This is a genomic window from Rhizobium sp. 05N49 (assembly GCF_056396805.1).
This window is the reverse complement of the sequence record NZ_JBFTME010000014.1, coordinates 84,017-102,922: the sequence shown is the minus strand read 5'-3', so window position 1 is coordinate 102,922 and position 18,906 is coordinate 84,017. Positions and strand designations below refer to the sequence as shown.

Sequence of the window (18,906 nt, the reverse complement as noted above, 5' to 3'; positions counted from 1 at the left end):
GCATCTACCACTTCACGCGCAGGCCCGCGGTGCCGCTGAAAGCGTAACTGTCGCCGAAATCCTTCAGCGAGGATTTTGCGGCGACTTCGCCATAGAGCGAGTAGCGCTCGTCGTTCCAGGTGTAGGAGCCGCCAAGCGTCAGGCCGGCCCAGACAGGGTCGTTCCTGCTTTCAAAGCCGGTGCCGGAGACATCGACGGCAGTGCCATCCAGGAACTCGCCGTAGAGATTGGCGATGCCATAGACCTTCGCCAGTGCCGTTTGGCCATCGGTGCGCTGCATTGTCTCCTCGTGATCGAGCGCCACGCCCAGCCGACCGATCAGGCTGTCGCCGTCATCAAGCGATACCCGCGCGCCAAAGCGATCATTGAACGTGTCGAAGTCGACGGAGGAATAGATGAGTTGGGCCTGCGGCGTGACCGACCACGGCCCTGAGGCCGCAAAGCGCCGTCCGGTCTCAAGGCTCAGCGCATAGCCGAAGCCATTGCTGCCGCTCTCCATGGCGCCGTTGACGAGATCGGATTTGAGGTCGGTATCATACCAGGTGGCCTGGCTCTGGGCGTCGACATAAAAGCCGTTGTCGCCATACCAGGTCAGCGTCGCGCCAAGCCCGAAGCCTGTCGTGTCGATATCACCATTACCGTAGAGGGAGTCGATATCGCCTGATATCGTGCCGTAGTGGACGGTGAGGCCGCCGATCAGCCGGCCGCTCTCATCCTGATAGAGCTCGCCATCCAGGCCACCCTCCAGCTTGAACAGATCGTAGTCGTATCTGTCGACGGTGGTGCTGCTGTCGGGCTCGATGCTCGCATGCATGCCCTCGGCGCGCAGCCAGACATTGTCAGGCCCTTTGGCCGATGCCGCCTTGTTGTCGTCCGTCCAGTAGCGGTCGCCGATGCGCTGCTGCAGCGTGGAAAGCCCGTTCAGGGCGAGCAGCAGCTGGGGATAGGCCTCGTAAAGCGGAACGCCGGGCTGGTACTGGGGGCCGATTGCCACTCCCGAGGGATCAATGAGTGCCGAGCGAAGGTACCAGTCGCCGTCGGCAGGGGTCGCGATACCGTTCTGATAGAGCCGATAGGCGTATGCACCGCCGACAACGGCCTGATCGCCCTGAAAAACATAGTCGCCGAGCAGCGAGAAGCTGCCGGCCGAGGTGCCGCCGACATCGACGATCTTGATGCCTTCGACGGTCTGCGCCCCACCGCCGCCGAGATTAGTGACGCGCACATTGGTGGTGCCAGCCGTATTGCCCGTCACCACGAGCCGGTCGGACGGCGAGGCATCGCCGCCGAGCACGCTCTCGATCGCAAGCGTGCCGCCATTGCCGGTGTAGTTGCCGGCGATGGTCAAAGTGCCGATGGAATTACCTCCGAGCGTGCCGGCATTGGTGATGTCGCCGATAACGGAGGTCGGGGTGGTGTGATCGCCAATCAGCAGCGTGCCATCTGAGATGGTCCAGTCTGTTGTCGCCGAGCCGTTGCCGGTCAGAAGCCATGTGCCGGTGCCGGTCTTCTCGAACCTGTCGAAGTTCTGGTATTGGGCTGCTGCGCCGATCTTCGATACGTCGAAGCTGTCGGTGCCCGCGCCGCCGAGGCGGAAGGTATCGACACCCGCGCCGCCAACGACGTTGCCGATAATGTTGGAGCCGGCGTGAAGCTCCAGCGTCGTGGCGCCTGCGACAACGGAGATCGCGTTGCTGCCGCCGGCGCCGGCTTGAATGGTTCCGCTATTGATAATCAGGGCACTCGGCGTCTGGACGATGATCCCGGCAGCATTGTTCCCGCCAACGATCGTGCCGTTATTTTCGAAGTAGGTCGCGCCGACCCCCAGGCGGACGCCTACGCCCCCACCGGCGCCGCCGTTGCCGCCGCGGATCGTGCCGTTGTTGGTCAGGGAGGCCGGGTTGGCGGCCGTGGCCAACTGGCCCAGATTGACACCGGTGCCCCCGGTGGCGGAGACGCTGTCTCCGCCCTGGATCAAGCCGTTATTGGTGACCGCGAGCGCTCGGAGGGCGTTAATTCCCTCACCGCCAGACCCTGCGCCGCTATTGGAGCCGCCTTTTACCGTTCCGTTGTTTATGAAGATGCCGGGGCCGGCGTAGGCGACGCCTGAACTGGTGGTCGAGCTTCCGTCGGCGCCGCCGGTGATCGAACCGTTGTTGACCAATGTCGAGGCAAGAGTGCCGCTGTTGTACCAAAACCCGCGTTGAGCAATGTTGCCGACGATAGTGCCGGACAAGGTCAGAGTATTGCCGTTGGACGTTATCATCTGCAGGCCGGTCATGGTGAAGCCGTTGGTATTGATGCTGATCGGCTTCGTGGCATTGGGCAGTGCGGCAATGGTTCCTGCGATATTGCCCGTCAGCGTGATCGTCGCGCTGCCATCAGGGTCGCCATTGGCGGCTGTAACCGCGTTGGCGAATTCGGTGGCATTGCTGGCGGTGTAATTACCCGCAACCGCCGACATCGGGGAGAACAGACAGGAGGCGAGTGCCAGCGTCGCAAGACTTGCGCCCGCAAAAAGTTTTGCTTTCCTGGAAGCCTTCGTGTCGACAACGCTGCCACGCATGTCTGACCCCTTTAAATTGATGGAAATAAAACGCCGCATGGAATCAGGCGACAACAAGGATTAGTTGCTTTTCTACGTTTCCGTACCGTACCTGCTGAATGCGGAAAATAGTAATTTCTGGCGGGTTGGAAATGAGAGTAGGCTGATCGCAACTTACGGACAATTCACAAAACGAATATAAATCAATATGTTAAATTCTTATCCATTGCCGCCGGCAATCGGGCGGATGACGTGAGGCGGAGGCGAAAGCACCGCGCTCAGTGAGGCTGAAAGCATCTACTTAAGCGAGAATAAAACAATCGGGCATGGCGTTTGCCATCAAAAGTCATGCCCCCTTATATCTAGGGTGCAGTCGGTGACTCCTTGCGGGCGTGGTGTCGCGATGCAGCTGGTGTGACCGGCGATCCTGCTCAACGCATCGCTGTGACTGGCAAAGGGAAGGTCCCTCCGCCGGCTTTCTGTCGGCCGGGCGCATTCCGCTGCGCGCAGCCAATCTCGCATCCGGATGGTGCTTTCAGGTTCCGTCATCGCGCTCTCTTCCATCGCGCTGTTGCGATGACCGTGAGCCGACGAGCTGTGGCAGCAGTGTACACGGTCAGGACACTGCCGATCCTCAAGGGCGATCTTGGCCGGCAATGTCCTTTCCGCTCATGAAGTCCGGATAGACGCTTTCGGTCTGGTCATCGGCCGGAAACATCGTTTCGATGCGTATTTCCTCGGCGGTCACCGTCTGCGGCGTTCCGACCGTTGATATCATCGAGAAGAGGTTGAGCGTATGGCGTCCGGTCCGGAACCTGAGCGGGATCATGGGCCGCAGCATCCGGCAGCCGTTGCCGAGCCGCAGCACGCGGCCGCCTTCTCCTGTTCGGCGAGCCATCGGTCACGCGGCTTGCAGCTTGCGGCGCGCGGTGAAAGCTCGACATGCACGGCACCGGCGCGCAGCGTCGGCAGGGAGGCGCAATGGAGTTGCATCGGCTGCAGCCCGTCGCTGACTTCGAAGGTCAGCCTGGCCGCGTCGTCGAGCTTCACGTGCTCGGTGACCTTGCGGATGATCGCATGGAACTTGCCGGCCGGCATATGCGTGCGGTCGTCCTCCTCGATATCCCAGAGCTGAATGAAGATCTCGTTCCAGGCTTCCGGATTGGCGCCGCAGTCGAGCGCGGAGAACTGCCCGGCCTTGACTTCGGTGACGTGATAGCCGGGCTTCACCGGGCGGCCGTCGTAATAGAAGATCAAGGGCGAATCCCTGGCACCCGAAAGGGCGCTCATCAATTCGCCGAGAGAGATATCGTCGTTTCGAATTTTGCTGTTGTCGATCGCGTTCATCTGCGTTATTCCTCGTTTCAACATTTCAAGGATTATTGAAGTATGGACAAACGTCAAGCCCTCGCTTCATTTGGTGCTCTTTCCCAGGAAACCCGCCTGCAGATCGTGCGCATGCTCGTCGTTGCCGGTCCCGATGGCATGGCGGCTGGCACGATCGCAGAAAAGCTCGAAGTCTCGCCGTCAAACGTTTCCTTCCACCTGAAGGAGCTGGACCGCGCCGGCCTGATTGCCCAGCAGCGGGAATCGCGGTCGATCATCTACACGGCCAATTACGACGCATTGGGCGGCCTCATACGCTTCCTGATGGAAGATTGCTGCGCCGGTCACCCGGAAATCTGCGCCCCGGCCGCGGAGGTCGCGGCTTGCTGCGCGCCTGCGGGTCCCGCCTCGCGGATACCGAACGCATGAGGCCCGAGCTGGAACAACGCGCCCTTGAGGGCCATGATGACCGTCTTCGCGCCGCGCTTTCGGGCGCCGGGCTTCCGGTCGACGATCTCACTGAAGCCGGCCGCAGCTTCTACCGGTTTTCGCAGGACGGCGAGACGGTCGGTTTCGGCGGGCTGGAGCTCTATGGCGCGGCCGCTCTCCTGCGCTCCATCGTCGTTCTCTCCGATCGACGGGGTTTCGGTTTCGGCCACGTCATCGCCCTTGCGCTTCTCGATCAAGCCCACCGCAAAGGCGCGGGCACTGCCTATCTGCTCACGGAAACGGCTGCCCCTTTCTTCGCGTCGCTCGGCTTCCGGCCGATCGCGCGCGCTGAAGCGCCGGCGCAAATCCTGGCCACACGGCAGGCGGCAAGCCTGTGCCCGGCATCGGCGGCCCTGATGATGCGGAGCCTGCCGGCATGAGCGCGGTATTTCCATTGTCGCGGCGCGTGGTCGCCGAAGCGCTCGGGACGATGCTGCTGCTTGCGACCGTCGTCGGCTCGGGCATCATGGCCGATAACCTGACGGATGATACGGCGCTTGCGCTTGTCGGCAATACGCTGGCGACCGGCACGATGCTGGTCGTGCTGATCACCGTCCTGGGGCCGATCTCCGGCGCGCATTTCAACCCGGTCGTTTCGATGGTTTTCGCGCTCCGGCGCGAACTGCCGGCATCGTGGCTGCCGGCCTATATCGTTGCGCAAATTGCCGGCGGTATTGCCGGCACCATTCTGGCGCATGCGATGTTTGCAATGCCTTTGCTGCAGGCCTCTGAAACCATGCGCTCGGGCGGGGCACAATGGCTCTCGGAAGCAACGGCGACCTTCGGCCTCGTCCTCGTCATCCTTTCAGGCCTGCGCTTTCGTGCCGATGCCGTGGCCTGGCTGGTCGGCCTCTATATTGCCGCTGCCTACTGGTTCACCGCGTCCACGTCCTTTGCCAATCCGGCGGTGGCGATTGCCCGATCGCTGACGCATACGTTTTCCGGCATCCGCCCGGTCGATCTTCCGGGCTTCATCGTCGCCGAAATCCTTGGCGCATTGCTGGCGCTGATATTTGCCGGATGGCTGCTGATGGAAGCCCGCAATTCCCAGACCCTCACCAAGACGGAAACAGCCCCATGAGCATGGACGTTACGATCTATCACAATCCGGAATGCGGCACCTCGCGCAACACGCTGGCAATGATCCGCAATGCCGGGATCGAGCCCGAAGTGATCGAATACCTGCACAATCCACCGTCCCGCGCCGAGCTCTCGAAGATGATCGCCGATGCCGGCCTGAGCGTTCGCGAGGCGATCCGCGAAAAGGGCACGCCCTATGGCGAGCTTGGCCTCGACAATCCCGATCTTTCCGATGAGCAACTGCTCGACGCCATGCTGAAGGATCCGATCCTGATCAATCGGCCATTCGTCGTCACGCCGATCGGAACACGCCTTGCCCGGCCTTCGGAAGTCGTGCTCGATATCCTGCCGGATACGCAGAAGGGCGCCTTCACCAAGGAGGATGGCGAGAAGGTGCTCGACGCCGAGGGAAAGCGCATTGTCTGATCGTCGGGCCGCCGCCGACAGCGGCAGGATGAGGCGGCAAGACCGGAGCAATGCATGAGCCCGCAATCCACATGAGCGAACGCATTCCGCTTGCTGCCGTGCTCGGGCTCGGCGTGACGCAGATCATCGGCTACGGCACCCTCTATTACAGCTTCAGCATTCTTGCCCCGGCCATGGGCGCACAGTTTGCGTGGTCCAGCGAATGGGTCTTCGGCGCGCTTTCGGCCGCGCTTCTGGTTGGCGGCCTCACGGCGCCGTGGCTTGGGGTGCTGTTTGACAGGATCGGCGCCGGCCGGGTGATGGCGATCGGCTCGCTGGCGGCGGCCGCAGCTCTTGCCGCCTGCGCCTTCGCGCCCAACAGGGCAGCCTATGTTGCCGCGTTGATCGCCATCGAGGTCTCCGCCAATCTCGTTCAATATGGCGCAGCCTTTGCGCTGCTCGTGCAGATCCGCCCGCAGGCCGCTTCCCGCAGCATTACCTACCTGACGCTGATTGCCGGCTTCGCATCGACGATCTTCTGGCCGATCACCACGGCGCTGCATGCGCATCTCAGCTGGCAGAATGTCTATCTGCTCTTTGCCGTCCTCAACCTCGCCATCTGCCTGCCCATCCACGCGTGGCTCTCCGGCCGCGGCACGACGACCCGGGTCGCCGCAGCGGGCGCCGCCGCGCCGGTGCAGGGATCTTTGCCGCCTCGACACCGCCGGCTCGGTTTTGCCATCATGGTCACGGGCTTTTCGCTGATGTCGCTCTCGGGCTCGGCCGTGCTCGTGCATCTGGTGCCGCTGCTCTCCGGCCTCGGTCTGGGTGCGACGGCTGCCCTTGTCGGCACACTGTTCGGTCCGTCGCAGGTCGGCAGCCGGCTGATCAACATGATCTTCGGCAAGAACCTGCCGCCGCTCCATCTGGCCGTCATCGCGGCGCTGCTCATTCCAAGCGGTGTGCTGGTTCTACTGTTCTCGGCCCCATCCGTGCCGGGCGCCATGGTTTTCGCCGTGATTTTCGGCATGGGCAACGGGCTGCTCAGCATTGTCACCGGCACCTTGCCGCTCACTCTTTTCGGCAGCGAGGGCTATGGCAAGCTGCAGGGCAGGATGATGGCGGCGCGGCTGATCCTGTCTGCACTGGCGCCTTTCGTGCTCGCCTTTGCGATGGAGAACCTGGGCATTGCAACGTCGCTCGGCATTACCGCCGCGCTTGGCGGCCTTTCCGTCATCGCGCTCTCTTCCATCGCGCTGTTGCGATGACCGTGAGCCGACGAGCTGCGGYAGGAGCAATCAGACGCTCTATTGGCCGGCAGCGTCCTTTCCGCTCATGAAGTCCGGATAGACGCTTTCGGTCTGGTCATCGGCCGGAAACATCGTTTCGATGCGTATTTCCTCCGCGGTTACCGTCTGCGGGGTTCCAACCGTTGATATCATCGAGAAGAGGTTGAGCGTATGGCGTCCGGCCCGGAACCTGAGCGGGATCATGGGCAGGGCATCCGGGGCAGGTCCGGAGTGCGGGTCCTGCGGGACATCGGGATAGGCCATCAGTTCGGCGATAAGCGTCTGCGTGCGTTCGTCGGAGACATGACCGATCGCTTCCCTTCTGACCCGCGACAGAAGACTGCCGGCTGTTTCCTCCCAGCGCATCAGGAAGGGCCGCATGCCCTCGGGATCGAACATCAGGTGCAGGAGATTGCGCGGCCGGGGGTGCCGCGAAAGATCGATGAACCGGCTGAAGAAGGCAGGGGCCGATACGTTCGTCTCGATCACGTTCCAATAGCGATCCATGGCGATTGCCGGAAACGGCTCGTGCTGCCGCAACATTCGCCTGACCGCGCGATGGATGCCCTGCATCGAGGCGGCGTCGAGCGGGTCGTCGCGGTAAACCGGCGCGTATCCCGCGGCAAGGAAGATGGCATTGCGCTCGCGTAAGGGGATCTGCAGAGCGTCGGCAAGGTCGATGATCATCTGCCGGCTCGGCGTCGCTCGTCCGGTTTCGACGAAGCTCACATGCTTTTGCGAGATGCCGGTATCGAGAGCGAGTTCCAGCTGCGGTTTGCCGCGGATTTCCCGCCACTGGCGCAGCAGCATGCCTGCTGACGTGGGGTAGGAGGGCCGTGAGGCGTTGGAAGCTGTGGTCATGGCGTGCGATCGGTCCTGACGGAAGGCTGGCCGCCGGGGCGGCCGAGCGCATTCTATATCAGGGCTTCACCCAGGCGTAGGCATCAAAGGGCGGCTCCAGGGCAGGGCGGGTGACACTGCCGGTATAGTTGGTGATGGCAGAAGCGGCGATGACGGCGATCACCTCGAGCAGCCTGCTCTCGTCGAAGCCGGCCTGAAGAAACGCGCCCACGTCCGCCTCGGTCAATCTTCCGCGGGTCTCGATCAAGGTGCGGGCGAGGTTTGAAAGCGCTGCCGACTTCGGTTCGGCCGGCAATCCGCCGTTTCTGATGGCGTCGACATCGCTGGCCGCAATGCCGTTCTCGATTGCCAGGAACGAATGAAATCCGACAGCCCATTCGCAGGCATTGGTGACGGCGTTGGTCAGCAGCAGCACCTGGATCTGTGGCTCGGTGAAGCTGCCGCCATGCACATTCTGGAAAAGAGCTGCCAGGCAGTTGATGAGAACGGGCGATGTCGAGATGGCGCCCGCGATATTTGGGATGAAGCCGAAGGCATCCTTGAGACCGCGCAGGGCGGTTTGCGATGCCGCGGGCGCCGTTTCGAGGCTATGGATCGGAAAATGTGTCATTGCATGACCTTTCAGATGTCAGGTTGAGGCTCACGGCTCCCATGGCCGCACCTGACCCGAACATCTGCAAAACCCGGTATTGCAGCAATTAACAGGGAGGTAATAGCCGCCGGCAAGCTGCGTTCAAACCTTGCCGGTCCCGACGCCGAGGCCGGCCGGCGGGATAGCGCGCCTTGACGAATAGCCTATATTTGAGGTACGTACGTCATATCAAGGGCGAGCGATCGTCCGACAAGATGATGCTGTGGGAGGCAGATGCGATGACGGAGTTCAGTGTCGATCCAAGGTTTGTCGTGGGGGATGAGGAGGCGCTTCGGAAACTGTTTCAGCCGACGCATGCACTGGCGGCGCAGAAATGCATGGGTGCGCTCGACAAACATGCCCAGGAATTCATCCGGCGATCGCCGTTCATCTGTATCGGCACCCAGAACCGGGATGGCAAGGCCGATGTCAGCCCGCGTGGCGACCCGGTCGGCTTCGTGAAGATCCTCGATCCGCACACGCTGGCGATCCCGGACCGGCCGGGCAACAATCGGCTGGATACGCTGGCCAATATTCTCACCAATCCGAGCGTCGGTCTGCTCTTCATCATCCCCGGATTTGACGACACGCTTCGCGTCAACGGCGAGGCGAGGCTGGTGACCGACCCTGATATACTCGCGGACATGGGCGTCGGCGAACGCGTGCCGAAGCTTGCGATCCTGGTCAGGGTGGGCGAGGTGTTCCTGCATTGCGCCAAGGCATTCCGGCGCTCGCATCTGTGGGATCCGGAGCACTTCCAGGATCGCAACGAGATGCCCTCGCTCTCGAAGATCATCCTGGACCAGACGTCCGGCGCTCCGGCCGATGACGGCGAAATGCGCAAGATAGATGACGCGCTCGAAGAGGCTTACAGGACGTCGCTCTATTGACGGGGAAGCGTCCGGCGTAGCGAACGTGAAAGGAATGCCGGGGAGCGCCTAGCGATGAGCCGTCGCGAGCTTTGCGGCGAGCCCGACGAAGACGAGGCCGGCAACGCGATTGAGAATGATCTGACTTCTGTCGGAGCGCTTCAGCCAGGCGCTGATCGAGCCTGCAAGCAGCGAGATGACGGCGAAAGAGGTAAAGGCGCAGAGGATGAAGATGCCGCCAAGCTGGAGCATCTGGAAAACGATGCTGCCATTGGCGGTGGAGGTAAACTGGGGCAGAAATGCCAGGAAGAAGATCGCGACTTTCGGGTTCGTGACATTCATGACGACGCCGCGCGCCATCATCTGCCACATGGGCTTGGCTTTCGCGGTCCCGGCTTCGAGTTCGTCCGGCACGGCCCGGAAGGCCTTGTAGGCGAGGTAGACCAGATAGCCGGCGCCGATGAACTTCAGTGCATCGAAGGCCAGTTGCGAGGTCTGGAAAATTGCCGCGACACCGAGCGACACGGCGACGGTGTGAAAGATGAGGCCGACGCACAGGCCCGCCGTCACCGACAGTCCGACGCCCCGGCCGTAGATCGCCGATTGCATCAGCACGAACAGATTATCGGGGCCGGGTACCCAGCATAGAACAGTGGCTGCGGCGGCAAATGTGATGACGGTCTCAAGCGAAAGCAATGTCGGAAACTCCCTCGGCTGACGCCCAATAGCACGCGAGCGCGGGCGAAACCATTGGCGCAGGCGTGGACACAGCGTTATCCAGAACAGGTCCGCGCCGGTGAGGGCTATCCGCCTGTCGATCTGCCGAAACGGCTCAGACCGCACGAACCTCGGCAAGCCGCCTGACTGCGTACTCGTCCCGCCAGCAGACGGCGGCCTCCCATGCGGCTGATGCCTGCGCGGCAATGTCATGCGCGCCGTCGTCGAGACCGGCAGCATTGCCGGGCAGTACCAGGTCCAGTTCGGGCACGTCGACATGCGACTCGTCCCAATCGATCAAGGCGACCCGATCGCCGGTCATGCGGATGTTGCCAGGGTTGTTCGGGTTGCCGTGGACGACGCAAGTCCGGCGTCCGGCCAGGCGCGCCCATGCGGCCCGGCATCGGATAACGGCCTCGGGCGGCATTGCGGAGAGGTTGATCCTCGTTCCGCTTTCGGCATGCAGGAGATCGGTCGACGACCGCCAGCCCGGGCGCTGCGGCCAGCCCTGCGTCAACCGGTGCAGCTCGCGGAGCGTGTCGGCGACGCGACGCCAGTCGGACTGCGTCTCCGGAGGTCCGCCTTCCATGTATTTCATCACCACCAGACCATCGGCGAAGAGCCGGCCGTCACTCGTCGGGATCGGCACCGGGACGGCCATGCCTTCCCGGTCGAGATGTTGGAGCAGCGCGGTTTCCCATGCGAGATCGGCGTCACTCCTGGAGCCGAGACGGCCGACCGCGACCTGACCGCGGATGCGGACACTCCACACGTCATTGGCAACTCCACCCGCAAGCGGTTCGATGCGAACGGCGTCTTCCCCCCATTTCCCGAGCACTTCCCATCCCATTGGCGCTGTTCCTGGCGGTCATGATTGAATGACCTGAGACATGGCGAAAATTTACGACGTCACGATGTACTCGCAAGCGGCCTTCAATCGTGGGTCTTGAGCGGGATCAGCGAAAGCAGCGCAAGCATCGAGATTGCCGCACCGGCCATCGCCAGCGGCCAGAGGCCGACGGAAATGTAGGGCGCGACGGCAGTCGTTCCGAGCGCCGCTATGCCGAGGATCGCGGCGATGACGATTGCGGCTGCGCGCGAATGATCGCCGCGGGCTGCCGATATTGCCCGATGAAAGCCGATCGGCCCGCGGATGCCGAAGCCGAAATTCAAGGCGGCCCAAAGCGGCACCAGAACGAAAAGGCTGGACGCGCCGGTCAGAGCATAGGCGAAGATGGCGAGAAAGGCGCAGGGCATGATCGCCGTGCCGATGCGGATCGTTCTCAGCGTTCCGAATTTCACGCCGAGCCAGGCGGAGGAATTGGCGGCCAGGATGAACATGGTTATGCCGCAGACCTGCAGGATGACGAAATCCCCGATTCCCCTGTCGAGCGGGCCGGTCAGCACAGCCGGCAGGCCGAAGACGAAAACCAGGAGCGCGCCGAGGGACAGGGCCTGGCTGGCGGCGTAGAGCAGGAATTCGCCATTCTTCAATATGGCGAGGTAGCTGTGATGCTCTTCCATCTGCTGCGGGTGCGGGAAGGCGGCGCGCTGCCAGAAGACGGCTGCCGCTATCAGGGCCGCGGATGCCGCCAGAAGCACGAAGGAAATCTCCCAGCCTCCGAACTCCAACAGCCAGGCGCCCGCAATCGGGGCCAGCGCCGGCGCCAGGGACTCGACCGAGCCGAGCCGCCCCATGGCGGCGGCGGCCTTGTCATGCCGATAGAGGCCATGAATGAAACCGGGCGCAAAGACGGCAGGGCCGGAGCCGAAGGCCCCCTGGGCAAAACGCAGGGCAATCAGCCATTCGATCGAGGGAGATTCCGCGGCCGCCAGCGACGCAATGCCGAAAAGCGCAAGCGACCAGATCAGCAGCTTGCGCGGATCGAAGCGTGCGCCGAGCTCGCCGAAAGCGATGAGCCCCACCAGCGTGCCGAATGCATAGGCGGCCAGCACGAGCTGGGCAATCTCGATGCTTCCGCCGAGCTGCCCCGGCAGGCTCGGGACGGCCGGAAGCACCAGATCGGTGCCGGCGATACCGAGCACGGTTCCGCTGGCGATCAGGGTGAACAGGAATGAGGTCTTCGGGCGTGCGGTCATCCGCTCTCTGGTATCAGAGCCCGATCCTGCGACCAATCGTCTCCAGTCGATGTGTGCCATTCAATCATTTGATCTTTTGAGCTGCTTCAGCACGCGGCACAGGTGCGGACAGGATCGATGGAAGCCGGCGACGCGGCGCACTGATGGCCGCCGCGTCGCCGCATCGATCAATGCGTTGCAGGTTCGAGATAGCGACGCAGATTGTCGCTGATCTGTTCGATCGCGGCTTGCGTGGAAGGCACGTCGCGGATCGCGTTCAACAGGACGAAGTCATGGATCGTGCCGTTGTAGCGTGCCGCAGCCACGGTCACGCCGGCTTCCTTCAGTTTGCGGGCATAGGCCTCGCCCTCGTCGCGCAGCGGATCGTTCTCGGCAGTGATGACGAGTGCCGGCGGCAGGTCCTTCAGCTGATCGATGCTGGCGCGCAGCGGCGATACATAGGGGTTGTCGCGGGTCTTGGCGTCGGGCGCGTAGAGATCCCATCCGTATTTCATGAAGGCGCGCGCCAGGAAACGCTGTTCCCCATATTCGTGATAGGAGCCGGTGTCGACGCTGGCATCGGTCGCCGGGATCATCAGAACCTGCAAGCTGATCTTCGGGCCGTTGCGGTCCTTGGCCATGATCGACAGGGCGGCGGCCATGTTGCCGCCGACAGAATTGCCGGCGACCGCGATGCGGCTGCCATCGGCCCCGAATTCATCGGCATGGGCCGCGACCCATTTCAGCGCGGCATAGGATTGATCGAGCTGCGTGGGGAACCGTGCTTCCGGCAGGGACGTATATTCGACGAAGACGCCGACCTGGCCGGAGCCGACCACGAGATCGCGCAGCAGGCGCTGATGATTTTCATAATTGCCGACGATCCAGACGCCGCCGTGAATGAAGAGCAGCACGCCGGGTTTGCCGGTGATGTGCTCGGGCTTCATGATGTAGATCTTCACGCTCTGACCATCCTGGGTGATGGTCTGCTCGGTCGTGGTCACGCCCGACATGTCGACCGGCGTCATGTTCTGAAGCCCGGTCAGGATTTCCTGGGGCTTGGGCTGCGGCAGTTCCCAGAACGGGCTTGGATCCTTGTTGATCTCGGCAAGGAAGGCGCGGACCTGGGGGTCGATCCGCGGGTCGGTGGCAGCGTCCGGCGCCGCTTGAGCGGGCTGAATCATGAGATTTACTCCAAGGCTGAGGGTTGCGAGTAGGGGCAAGAGTTTCACGGTCTTTCTCTCCGGGAAGGTTGCACGCAGCCGCATTGGTAGCCCCCGGCCAGGAGCTTTCGCTTCTGTCAAATGACCAGTCCGGTGACAGGTCGGTGGTCAGCTTTCAGGCGTGATGGCGTCGGTCAGAATGGGACGCAGCGCCGAGCGCGACGTGACGCCGGTCTTCGCAAAGATGCGATGAAGGTGGTAGCCGACCGTGCGATGCGACAGATAGAGCCTCGCGCCGATTTCCTTGTTCGACAGACCCTCGGCGGCAAGCTGGGCAATGTGCAGCTCCTGTGGGGTCAGCATTTCCCAGACATATTCGGTCCGCTTGCGGCTCGCTTCTCCCGAAGCGCGCAGTTCCTCGCGCGCACGCTCGCTCCAGGGCAGGGCGCTCAGCGCATCGAAGATGTCGCGGGCCTCGCGCAAAGGCGCTCTCGCATCGGCGGACCGGCGCTGGCGTCGCAGCCATATGCCATAGGCCAGCAGAAGACGTCCTCTCAGGAAAGGCCATTTGCCTGCGCCCGGCCCGAGACCCTGCAGATAGAACCGCTCGGCCTCCTCGGGTGTTGCGAGCAGCGCCCTGCCGTAGGACAGCATTGTTTCGACCCAGGGCACTGGCGACGGACCGGCGACACGCTGCATCTGCTCGATTACCTCCTCGGCCGTTTCCGCATGCCCGGAGAAGACTGCGGCCTCGACGAAATCAGCGAGACCGAAGAATTGCAGACCGGAGTTGAAGGCCGGATCGGCAGGGATGAAAAGACGCCGCAGATGCTCATAGGCCTCCCAATGCCGGCCCGCGCCGATGGCGGCCGTCCCGCGCGCGATCTGCAGCATTGCCAGCAGGAAGCTCGCGCCGACCGAGACGACCAGGCGTTCGGCCTGGGCCGCAAAGGCTTGCGACTGGTCCAGATTGCCCATCATGCCCGCAAGCCTTGCCTTGACGATCGTGGCCGCGGCAATCCAGAGCGTGCCTCCCGTTTCTTCGGCGAAGCGAACGGATTCTTCGGCCTCCCGCATCGCGCCCGTCCAGTCGCCGACTTCCATTTCTGCCCAGGCCTGAGCAAAGAGCACACGCGCGAGATCGCTGAGCCGTCCCTGATCGCGCAAGGCGGCAGCCGAATAGGTCAGCAAACCGACGCCGAGGTCGAAGGCGCCGATGACATTGGCCGTACTGCCGAGAATGCGCGCCGCGACCGGATTGCCGCTGCTCGTGCTTGCAAGCTGCTTGAGCCTGCCCGATATCTCGCCGCCGAGGTGAAGCGGCTCGACGTAAGCGGATATGGCGATCAGGCGTGGATCGGTGTCGGGCAAGTCGAGCCTGTTTGCGGCCATCAGGATGTTTTTGCGAAGATCCGCCTGCGCATTGCTCCACCAGCAGCGCTGGGCAGCGCGCCAGAGCAGGTTGCTTGCCAGATCCGTGGCGCCGGCAGCATGGGCCTCGGCGGCGAGGCCAACCAGACTGGGGATCTTCGTGGGGTCGTTGACCATCGGAGGCTGGCCCATCTCGCGGCACCAGCCGATCCGTGCCGATGCGACAGGATCAGCCTCGCTGACATTGGCCTGGCGCAGCAGACGCTCCAGCAGGTCCGGCTGGCCGAGATCGGCGGCAAGCTCGGCGGCGCGCAGGAAACGGTCGCTCCTGGCTTTCGGCGTGCCGCTCAGCGCCGCCGCCCTTTCGAGAACCTCGATTGCCATGGCGACGGCACCTTTGCGCAAGGCGCGGCCGGCCATCGTATCATATTCGCCCGCCAGTTCTTCATCCGGTCCGATCGTCGCCGCCGCTCGATGCCATAAATGCCGGTCCAGCTCCTGATGAACGATCGCGGCAAGCGCTGCATGGATCCTGTGCCGCGTCGCCAGATCTGCCGCCTGATGCATTGCCGAGCGTACCAGCGGATGCCGGAACCGCACCTCCGTTTCGTCAAGGTCGATCAGCCTGGCGGCAATGGCAGGCGTCAAGGCACTGACGTCCACTTCTGCGCCCAATACGGCTTTGCCGGCGCGCAGGATTTCGTGGAGCAATGTCCCGTCGTTTTCCGCCGCCACGAACAGCAGCATCCGGGTTGCTGCGGGAAGATCTGCAAGACGGGACGAGAAGGCGCGTTCCAGGCGTTCCGTCAGCGGAAGCCATGTCGTATCCCTGATATCAGCCGCTCGCCTGTCGCGCGGCAGTTCCAGGAGGGCGAGGGGATTGCCCGCGGCCTCCTGGAGGAAGCGGCTGCGCAGATCGGCCGAAAGATCAGGCGCATGGGCGTCCAGCAGGTGTTCGGCGTCGGCTTCGCCGAGCCCCGAAAGCCGAAGCCGCAGGTGGGAGGGATCGTCGAACAGGCGGTCGAAGCCGTCGCGCATGGCCACGAACAGAACGATAGGATCCGAACTCAGCCGGCGGGAGATGAAGGCCAGCACCTCATAGGTCGCCTCGTCCAGCCACTGGGCGTCATCGGCAATGAGCAGGATGGGGCTTCGCGCCGCACTTTCCGTCAGCAGGGACAGTGCCGCGAGCGCCACGAGAAAGATGTCGGGTGGGCCCGTGTCATCATGCATGCCGAAAGCGGAGAACAGGGCAGATCGCTGACGGGGGACCAGGTTGGCGGCCTCCTTCATCAGCGGGCGGAGCGCCTGTTCGAGCGCTGCGAAGGGCAGATGAACCTCGGCCAGAACGCCGGTCATGCTCAGGACCGTCAGATCGCGCTCGCGGGCCTGGTGCCTGGCCTGCTCGAGAAGGGCGGATTTTCCGATCCCTGGCTCGCCGCTGATCACCAGCGTCGATCCGCCCTGGTCGATCCGCGCGATCATCCTGTCGATCAGGGTAATGTCGCGATCCCGGCCCTGCAGGAATTCGGGGCCGGAGACGCGTGCAGCCCGGGTGGGCGCGCCCTTGCCTTGTCTGCGCCGCGGCGCCCCGATCTTTTCCGACTGCTTGGCCATCAATCTAACGCTGCCTGCTCTGATCCGCGCGCAGGAATGCAAACGAATCGAATCCCGGACTATGGTTCAGCAACTGCCGAAGCGTCGCCTTGTCATGGAGCGTGCCATTCGCGGGCATGTCCGTAAAGCAGCTTCGATACGGGCAAGGAAACCCGGATTGCACGAGGAGGAAAGAGTGCTGCCGCCGCGATCAAATAGTGCCGACGCGCAGCGACGTTCGCAAATTTGTCATATCCGCTGGTTAGAAGCGGCGGCCTGCGCGCAGCCTGTCGAGGGACTCAGCTGCTGCGCCTTCCTTTTCCTGGAACGAGAGCCATGCAGCAAAACAATCCGGCAGTGATCATCGAGGGTGCAACCGTGGTTTTCGGCGATCGTCTGGAGAGCGCCTCCGTGCGTATCGAAGACGGGCGGATCACCGGTATCGACGGCGCGCGCGACGGCGCTGATGTCATCGACGGACGCGGCCATCTGCTCGGCCCGGCCTTCGTGGATATTCATGGCGATGCCTTCGAGCGGCAGGTCATGCCGCGGCCCGGCACGATGCTGCCGGTCGCTGCCGCGCTGCTCGAGACCGACCGCCAGCTTGCCGCCAACGGCATTGCGACCGCCTATCATGCGCTGACGCTCAGCTGGGAGCCCGGGCTGCGCTCGGTCGAAACCGGTTACGCGATCGTGCGTGCGCTCGACACGCTCACGCCGCGGCTGACGGTGGACAATCGGGTGCAACTGCGCTGGGAAACTTTCTGCTTCGAGGCGATCGATCTCATTCGCGAGGCGCTTGCCGGTCCGCGCCTGCCGTCGATCGCCTTCAACGACCATACGTCGATGGTGATGCTGCATCCGTCAATCCCGCTGCAGGAGCGGCCGTTCGACCTCGATCCGGCCTTCCCGACCGTGGATCCCGAAACGCCCAGCTTCACCGAGAAGATGGCCGAACGCGCCAAGCGGGCAAAAATTCCGGTGGCCGACATGGTGGCGCTCGTGCGCAGCATGTGGGAACGCCGTCCTGAAGTGCCCGGCGCGATCGAGGAAGTCGCGGCCCTCGGCAAGGCTGCGGGCGCACCGATGCTGTCGCATGACGACAGCCAGATCGAAACGCGCGATTTCTTCCGGCTGCGCGGGGCGCGGATCTGCGAATTCCCGATGAACCGCAGGGTGGCGCGGGCGGCCCGCGATGCCGGCGACTTCATCGTCTTCGGCGCACCGAACGCGACGCGCGGCGGCAGCCATCTCGCCTCGATCGGTGCGGCCGACATGATCCGCGAGGGGCTCTGCGACATTCTCGCCTCGGACTATTACTATCCGGCGATGCTGCTCGGCCTCGCAAGGCTGAAGGCCGACGGCGTGGCACCGCTCCATGCGCTCTGGCCGCTCGTGTCAGGCAACCCGGCACAGGCCTCCGGCCTTGCCGATCGCGGTCTCATCGAGATCGGCAAGCGGGCGGATCTCGTGCTGGTCGACTGGCCCGAGGGTGGAGCGCCCGCGGTTCGCCGCACCTGGGTCGGCGGCCGCGAAGCCTATCGCGCGGCACCTGCCGGCGAATTCGCAATGGCCTGAGAGCGGCGGAATATTACCCGGAACTGTCCGATCCATATCTGCGCGCTACATCGCAGATATGGAAACGCTCTATGTCCTGCTCATATTCGCTGTAGCCGTTGCCGTCATCTATCTGGCCGGCAAGTGGAATACATCCGACGCCGACCACTATATGGGCTTCGACAACCTGCGTTCGCGCGGCAAGCCCAGGGCCTCTGATGGCGACAGGGACGCGGAAAAGGAATGAAGCCCTCATGGGGATGCGACAGGCGGGCCTGATCGGGAAGGCGCGCTGTTTTAGCTGAACATTCTCGCCTTTAAACCCGCGATGACTTCGTCCGACACCTGGCGCAATTCCTCTCTCGAAGCACCATCATAGGCCTGGACGGACAGGCCCTGCAGGACAGCGACAAGATAGCGGGCCAGCGAAAGGGCGCGGTCGCGGTCCAGCCAGTGCCCGAGCGTTGCTGCGATCATGTCGCGCATCGCGTCGCGGCGTTCCGCCAGCTCGCGCGCGAGTTCCGCGTGGTCGGGGCCGCACTGGATCATGCCGCTCGAAATCATGCAGCCCCGCTCTCCGGCCGGGTCGATGACGGCGTCGATTGCCTTGTGGAGCAGGGTTTCGACGGTCTCCTGAAGGGTCGCGGTGGGTTTGATATCCCAGACCGGCCCGCGCAAGCCGAAATAGCGTTGGAGCGCCTCGCGGTAGAGGCCGGCTTTGCTGCCGAAGGCCGAGTAGAGGCTCGGGGGCGCGACGCCGATTGCCGCCGTCAGGTCGTTCAGCGAGACGCCCTCGTATCCATGCCGCCAGAAGAGCCGCATGGCGATGTCGATCGCCTCGTCCCGGTCGAAGGTTCGCGGGCCGCCGCGGCGTGTTTTCACAACCTTATCCATAGTGATCACTAAAGACTCCTTGACAGCAAAAGGC

The 18,906-nt window shown here is 63.3% G+C and carries 19 protein-coding genes; 8 read left to right on the top strand and 11 right to left on the bottom strand.

The annotated features are described in order from the left end of the window. Positions 1–4: 4 nt before the first annotated feature. The 3 genes from AC1DF8_RS25115 to AC1DF8_RS25105 all read right to left on the bottom strand — a co-directional run bounded on the left by AC1DF8_RS25115 (position 5) and on the right by AC1DF8_RS25105 (position 3,892). A complete protein-coding gene (locus AC1DF8_RS25115; RefSeq protein ID WP_478155457.1) occupies positions 5–2,566 on the bottom strand; it encodes an autotransporter family protein in 2,562 nt (853 codons plus the stop codon). 613 nt (positions 2,567–3,179) lie between these two features. Further along, positions 3,180–3,374 carry a hypothetical protein gene (locus AC1DF8_RS25110; protein ID WP_478155456.1) on the bottom strand — a complete coding sequence of 65 codons (195 nt, stop codon included), beginning with the start codon at positions 3,372–3,374 and terminating at the stop codon, positions 3,180–3,182. Next, positions 3,371–3,892 carry a DUF6428 family protein gene (locus tag AC1DF8_RS25105; protein WP_478155455.1) on the bottom strand — a complete coding sequence of 174 codons (522 nt, stop codon included), beginning with the start codon at positions 3,890–3,892 and terminating at the stop codon, positions 3,371–3,373. Before AC1DF8_RS25105 ends, AC1DF8_RS25110 begins: the two co-directional genes overlap by 4 nt. Before the next feature lie 42 nt (positions 3,893–3,934). Between AC1DF8_RS25105 and AC1DF8_RS25100 the strand changes: the two genes are divergently transcribed. The 5 genes from AC1DF8_RS25100 (at position 3,935) to arsK (ending at position 7,113) form a co-directional block, all read left to right on the top strand. After that, on the top strand, positions 3,935–4,300 hold the full coding sequence (locus AC1DF8_RS25100) for a metalloregulator ArsR/SmtB family transcription factor (protein WP_112971911.1): 366 nt from the start codon (positions 3,935–3,937) through the stop codon (positions 4,298–4,300). Beyond that, the gene (arsN2, locus tag AC1DF8_RS25095; RefSeq protein ID WP_112971912.1) at positions 4,297–4,740 is read left to right on the top strand and encodes an arsenic resistance N-acetyltransferase ArsN2; all 444 of its coding nucleotides are present in this window, start codon (positions 4,297–4,299) and stop codon (positions 4,738–4,740) included. The genes AC1DF8_RS25100 and arsN2 overlap by 4 nt, the downstream gene beginning before the upstream one ends. Next, complete coding sequence (locus AC1DF8_RS25090) at positions 4,737–5,441, top strand: MIP/aquaporin family protein (RefSeq protein ID WP_113207379.1); 705 nt, start codon at positions 4,737–4,739, stop codon at positions 5,439–5,441. Before arsN2 ends, AC1DF8_RS25090 begins: the two co-directional genes overlap by 4 nt. Beyond that, a complete protein-coding gene (gene arsC, locus AC1DF8_RS25085) occupies positions 5,438–5,866 on the top strand; it encodes an arsenate reductase (glutaredoxin) (RefSeq protein WP_112971914.1) in 429 nt (142 codons plus the stop codon). Before AC1DF8_RS25090 ends, arsC begins: the two co-directional genes overlap by 4 nt. A 71-nt stretch (positions 5,867–5,937) precedes the next feature. Continuing rightward, positions 5,938–7,113 (top strand): arsenite efflux MFS transporter ArsK, encoded by a 1,176-nt coding sequence (arsK, locus tag AC1DF8_RS25080; RefSeq protein ID WP_112971915.1) that lies wholly within the window; start codon positions 5,938–5,940, stop codon positions 7,111–7,113. Positions 7,114–7,152: 39 nt separating this feature from the next. Here the strand turns inward: arsK and AC1DF8_RS25075 are convergent, their stop codons facing one another. Further along, positions 7,153–7,995 (bottom strand): MmyB family transcriptional regulator, encoded by an 843-nt coding sequence (locus AC1DF8_RS25075; protein ID WP_478155454.1) that lies wholly within the window; start codon positions 7,993–7,995, stop codon positions 7,153–7,155. A gap of 58 nt (positions 7,996–8,053) precedes the next feature. Beyond that, positions 8,054–8,605 carry a carboxymuconolactone decarboxylase family protein gene (locus AC1DF8_RS25070; protein WP_478155453.1) on the bottom strand — a complete coding sequence of 184 codons (552 nt, stop codon included), beginning with the start codon at positions 8,603–8,605 and terminating at the stop codon, positions 8,054–8,056. Positions 8,606–8,865: 260 nt separating this feature from the next. On the opposite strand from AC1DF8_RS25070, the gene AC1DF8_RS25065 reads away from it, so the two are divergent. Continuing rightward, the gene (locus tag AC1DF8_RS25065; RefSeq protein ID WP_112972033.1) at positions 8,866–9,516 is read left to right on the top strand and encodes a pyridoxamine 5'-phosphate oxidase family protein; all 651 of its coding nucleotides are present in this window, start codon (positions 8,866–8,868) and stop codon (positions 9,514–9,516) included. 48 nt (positions 9,517–9,564) lie between these two features. Here AC1DF8_RS25065 and AC1DF8_RS25060 read toward each other — a convergent pair whose 3' ends face one another. The 5 genes from AC1DF8_RS25060 to AC1DF8_RS25040 all read right to left on the bottom strand — a co-directional run bounded on the left by AC1DF8_RS25060 (position 9,565) and on the right by AC1DF8_RS25040 (position 16,442). After that, the gene (locus AC1DF8_RS25060; RefSeq protein ID WP_478155452.1) at positions 9,565–10,191 is read right to left on the bottom strand and encodes a LysE family translocator; all 627 of its coding nucleotides are present in this window, start codon (positions 10,189–10,191) and stop codon (positions 9,565–9,567) included. 136 nt (positions 10,192–10,327) lie between these two features. Further along, positions 10,328–11,062 carry a phosphotransferase enzyme family protein gene (locus AC1DF8_RS25055; protein ID WP_478155451.1) on the bottom strand — a complete coding sequence of 245 codons (735 nt, stop codon included), beginning with the start codon at positions 11,060–11,062 and terminating at the stop codon, positions 10,328–10,330. 83 nt (positions 11,063–11,145) lie between these two features. Continuing rightward, positions 11,146–12,312: an MFS transporter gene (locus AC1DF8_RS25050; protein ID WP_478155450.1), complete on the bottom strand. Its 1,167-nt coding sequence runs from the start codon at positions 12,310–12,312 to the stop codon at positions 11,146–11,148. A gap of 167 nt (positions 12,313–12,479) precedes the next feature. Next, entirely contained in the window at positions 12,480–13,475 is a 996-nt protein-coding gene (locus tag AC1DF8_RS25045) for an alpha/beta hydrolase (protein WP_478155449.1), read from the bottom strand. A gap of 147 nt (positions 13,476–13,622) precedes the next feature. After that, on the bottom strand, positions 13,623–16,442 hold the full coding sequence (locus AC1DF8_RS25040; RefSeq protein ID WP_478155448.1) for an ATP-binding protein: 2,820 nt from the start codon (positions 16,440–16,442) through the stop codon (positions 13,623–13,625). Between the two features lie 315 nt (positions 16,443–16,757). Between AC1DF8_RS25040 and AC1DF8_RS25035 the strand changes: the two genes are divergently transcribed. Further along, positions 16,758–17,999 (top strand): alpha-D-ribose 1-methylphosphonate 5-triphosphate diphosphatase, encoded by a 1,242-nt coding sequence (locus AC1DF8_RS25035; RefSeq protein ID WP_113016031.1) that lies wholly within the window; start codon positions 16,758–16,760, stop codon positions 17,997–17,999. Positions 18,000–18,057: 58 nt separating this feature from the next. Next, positions 18,058–18,225 (top strand): hypothetical protein, encoded by a 168-nt coding sequence (locus AC1DF8_RS25030; protein ID WP_478155447.1) that lies wholly within the window; start codon positions 18,058–18,060, stop codon positions 18,223–18,225. Between the two features lie 50 nt (positions 18,226–18,275). Here the strand turns inward: AC1DF8_RS25030 and AC1DF8_RS25025 are convergent, their stop codons facing one another. After that, a complete protein-coding gene (locus tag AC1DF8_RS25025; protein WP_478155512.1) occupies positions 18,276–18,872 on the bottom strand; it encodes a TetR/AcrR family transcriptional regulator in 597 nt (198 codons plus the stop codon). Positions 18,873–18,906 lie beyond the last annotated feature (34 nt).

Excerpts from the sequence above, each read along its gene's own strand:
- AC1DF8_RS25115 (WP_478155457.1), bottom strand. The coding sequence starts at position 2,566 with ATGCGTGGCAGCGTTGTCGACACGAAGGCTTCCAGGAAAGCAAAACTT.
- AC1DF8_RS25110 (WP_478155456.1), bottom strand. The coding sequence starts at position 3,374 with ATGATCCCGCTCAGGTTCCGGACCGGACGCCATACGCTCAACCTCTTC.
- AC1DF8_RS25105 (WP_478155455.1), bottom strand. The coding sequence starts at position 3,892 with ATGAACGCGATCGACAACAGCAAAATTCGAAACGACGATATCTCTCTC.
- AC1DF8_RS25100 (WP_112971911.1), top strand. The coding sequence starts at position 3,935 with ATGGACAAACGTCAAGCCCTCGCTTCATTTGGTGCTCTTTCCCAGGAA.
- arsN2 (WP_112971912.1), top strand. The coding sequence starts at position 4,297 with ATGAGGCCCGAGCTGGAACAACGCGCCCTTGAGGGCCATGATGACCGT.
- AC1DF8_RS25090 (WP_113207379.1), top strand. The coding sequence starts at position 4,737 with ATGAGCGCGGTATTTCCATTGTCGCGGCGCGTGGTCGCCGAAGCGCTC.
- arsC (WP_112971914.1), top strand. The coding sequence starts at position 5,438 with ATGAGCATGGACGTTACGATCTATCACAATCCGGAATGCGGCACCTCG.
- arsK (WP_112971915.1), top strand. The coding sequence starts at position 5,938 with ATGAGCGAACGCATTCCGCTTGCTGCCGTGCTCGGGCTCGGCGTGACG.
- AC1DF8_RS25075 (WP_478155454.1), bottom strand. The coding sequence starts at position 7,995 with ATGACCACAGCTTCCAACGCCTCACGGCCCTCCTACCCCACGTCAGCA.
- AC1DF8_RS25070 (WP_478155453.1), bottom strand. The coding sequence starts at position 8,605 with ATGACACATTTTCCGATCCATAGCCTCGAAACGGCGCCCGCGGCATCG.
- AC1DF8_RS25065 (WP_112972033.1), top strand. The coding sequence starts at position 8,866 with ATGACGGAGTTCAGTGTCGATCCAAGGTTTGTCGTGGGGGATGAGGAG.
- AC1DF8_RS25055 (WP_478155451.1), bottom strand. The coding sequence starts at position 11,062 with ATGGGATGGGAAGTGCTCGGGAAATGGGGGGAAGACGCCGTTCGCATC.
- AC1DF8_RS25050 (WP_478155450.1), bottom strand. The coding sequence starts at position 12,312 with ATGACCGCACGCCCGAAGACCTCATTCCTGTTCACCCTGATCGCCAGC.
- AC1DF8_RS25045 (WP_478155449.1), bottom strand. The coding sequence starts at position 13,475 with ATGATTCAGCCCGCTCAAGCGGCGCCGGACGCTGCCACCGACCCGCGG.
- AC1DF8_RS25040 (WP_478155448.1), bottom strand. The coding sequence starts at position 16,442 with ATGGCCAAGCAGTCGGAAAAGATCGGGGCGCCGCGGCGCAGACAAGGC.
- AC1DF8_RS25035 (WP_113016031.1), top strand. The coding sequence starts at position 16,758 with ATGCAGCAAAACAATCCGGCAGTGATCATCGAGGGTGCAACCGTGGTT.
- AC1DF8_RS25030 (WP_478155447.1), top strand. The coding sequence starts at position 18,058 with ATGGAAACGCTCTATGTCCTGCTCATATTCGCTGTAGCCGTTGCCGTC.
- AC1DF8_RS25025 (WP_478155512.1), bottom strand. The coding sequence starts at position 18,872 with ATGGATAAGGTTGTGAAAACACGCCGCGGCGGCCCGCGAACCTTCGAC.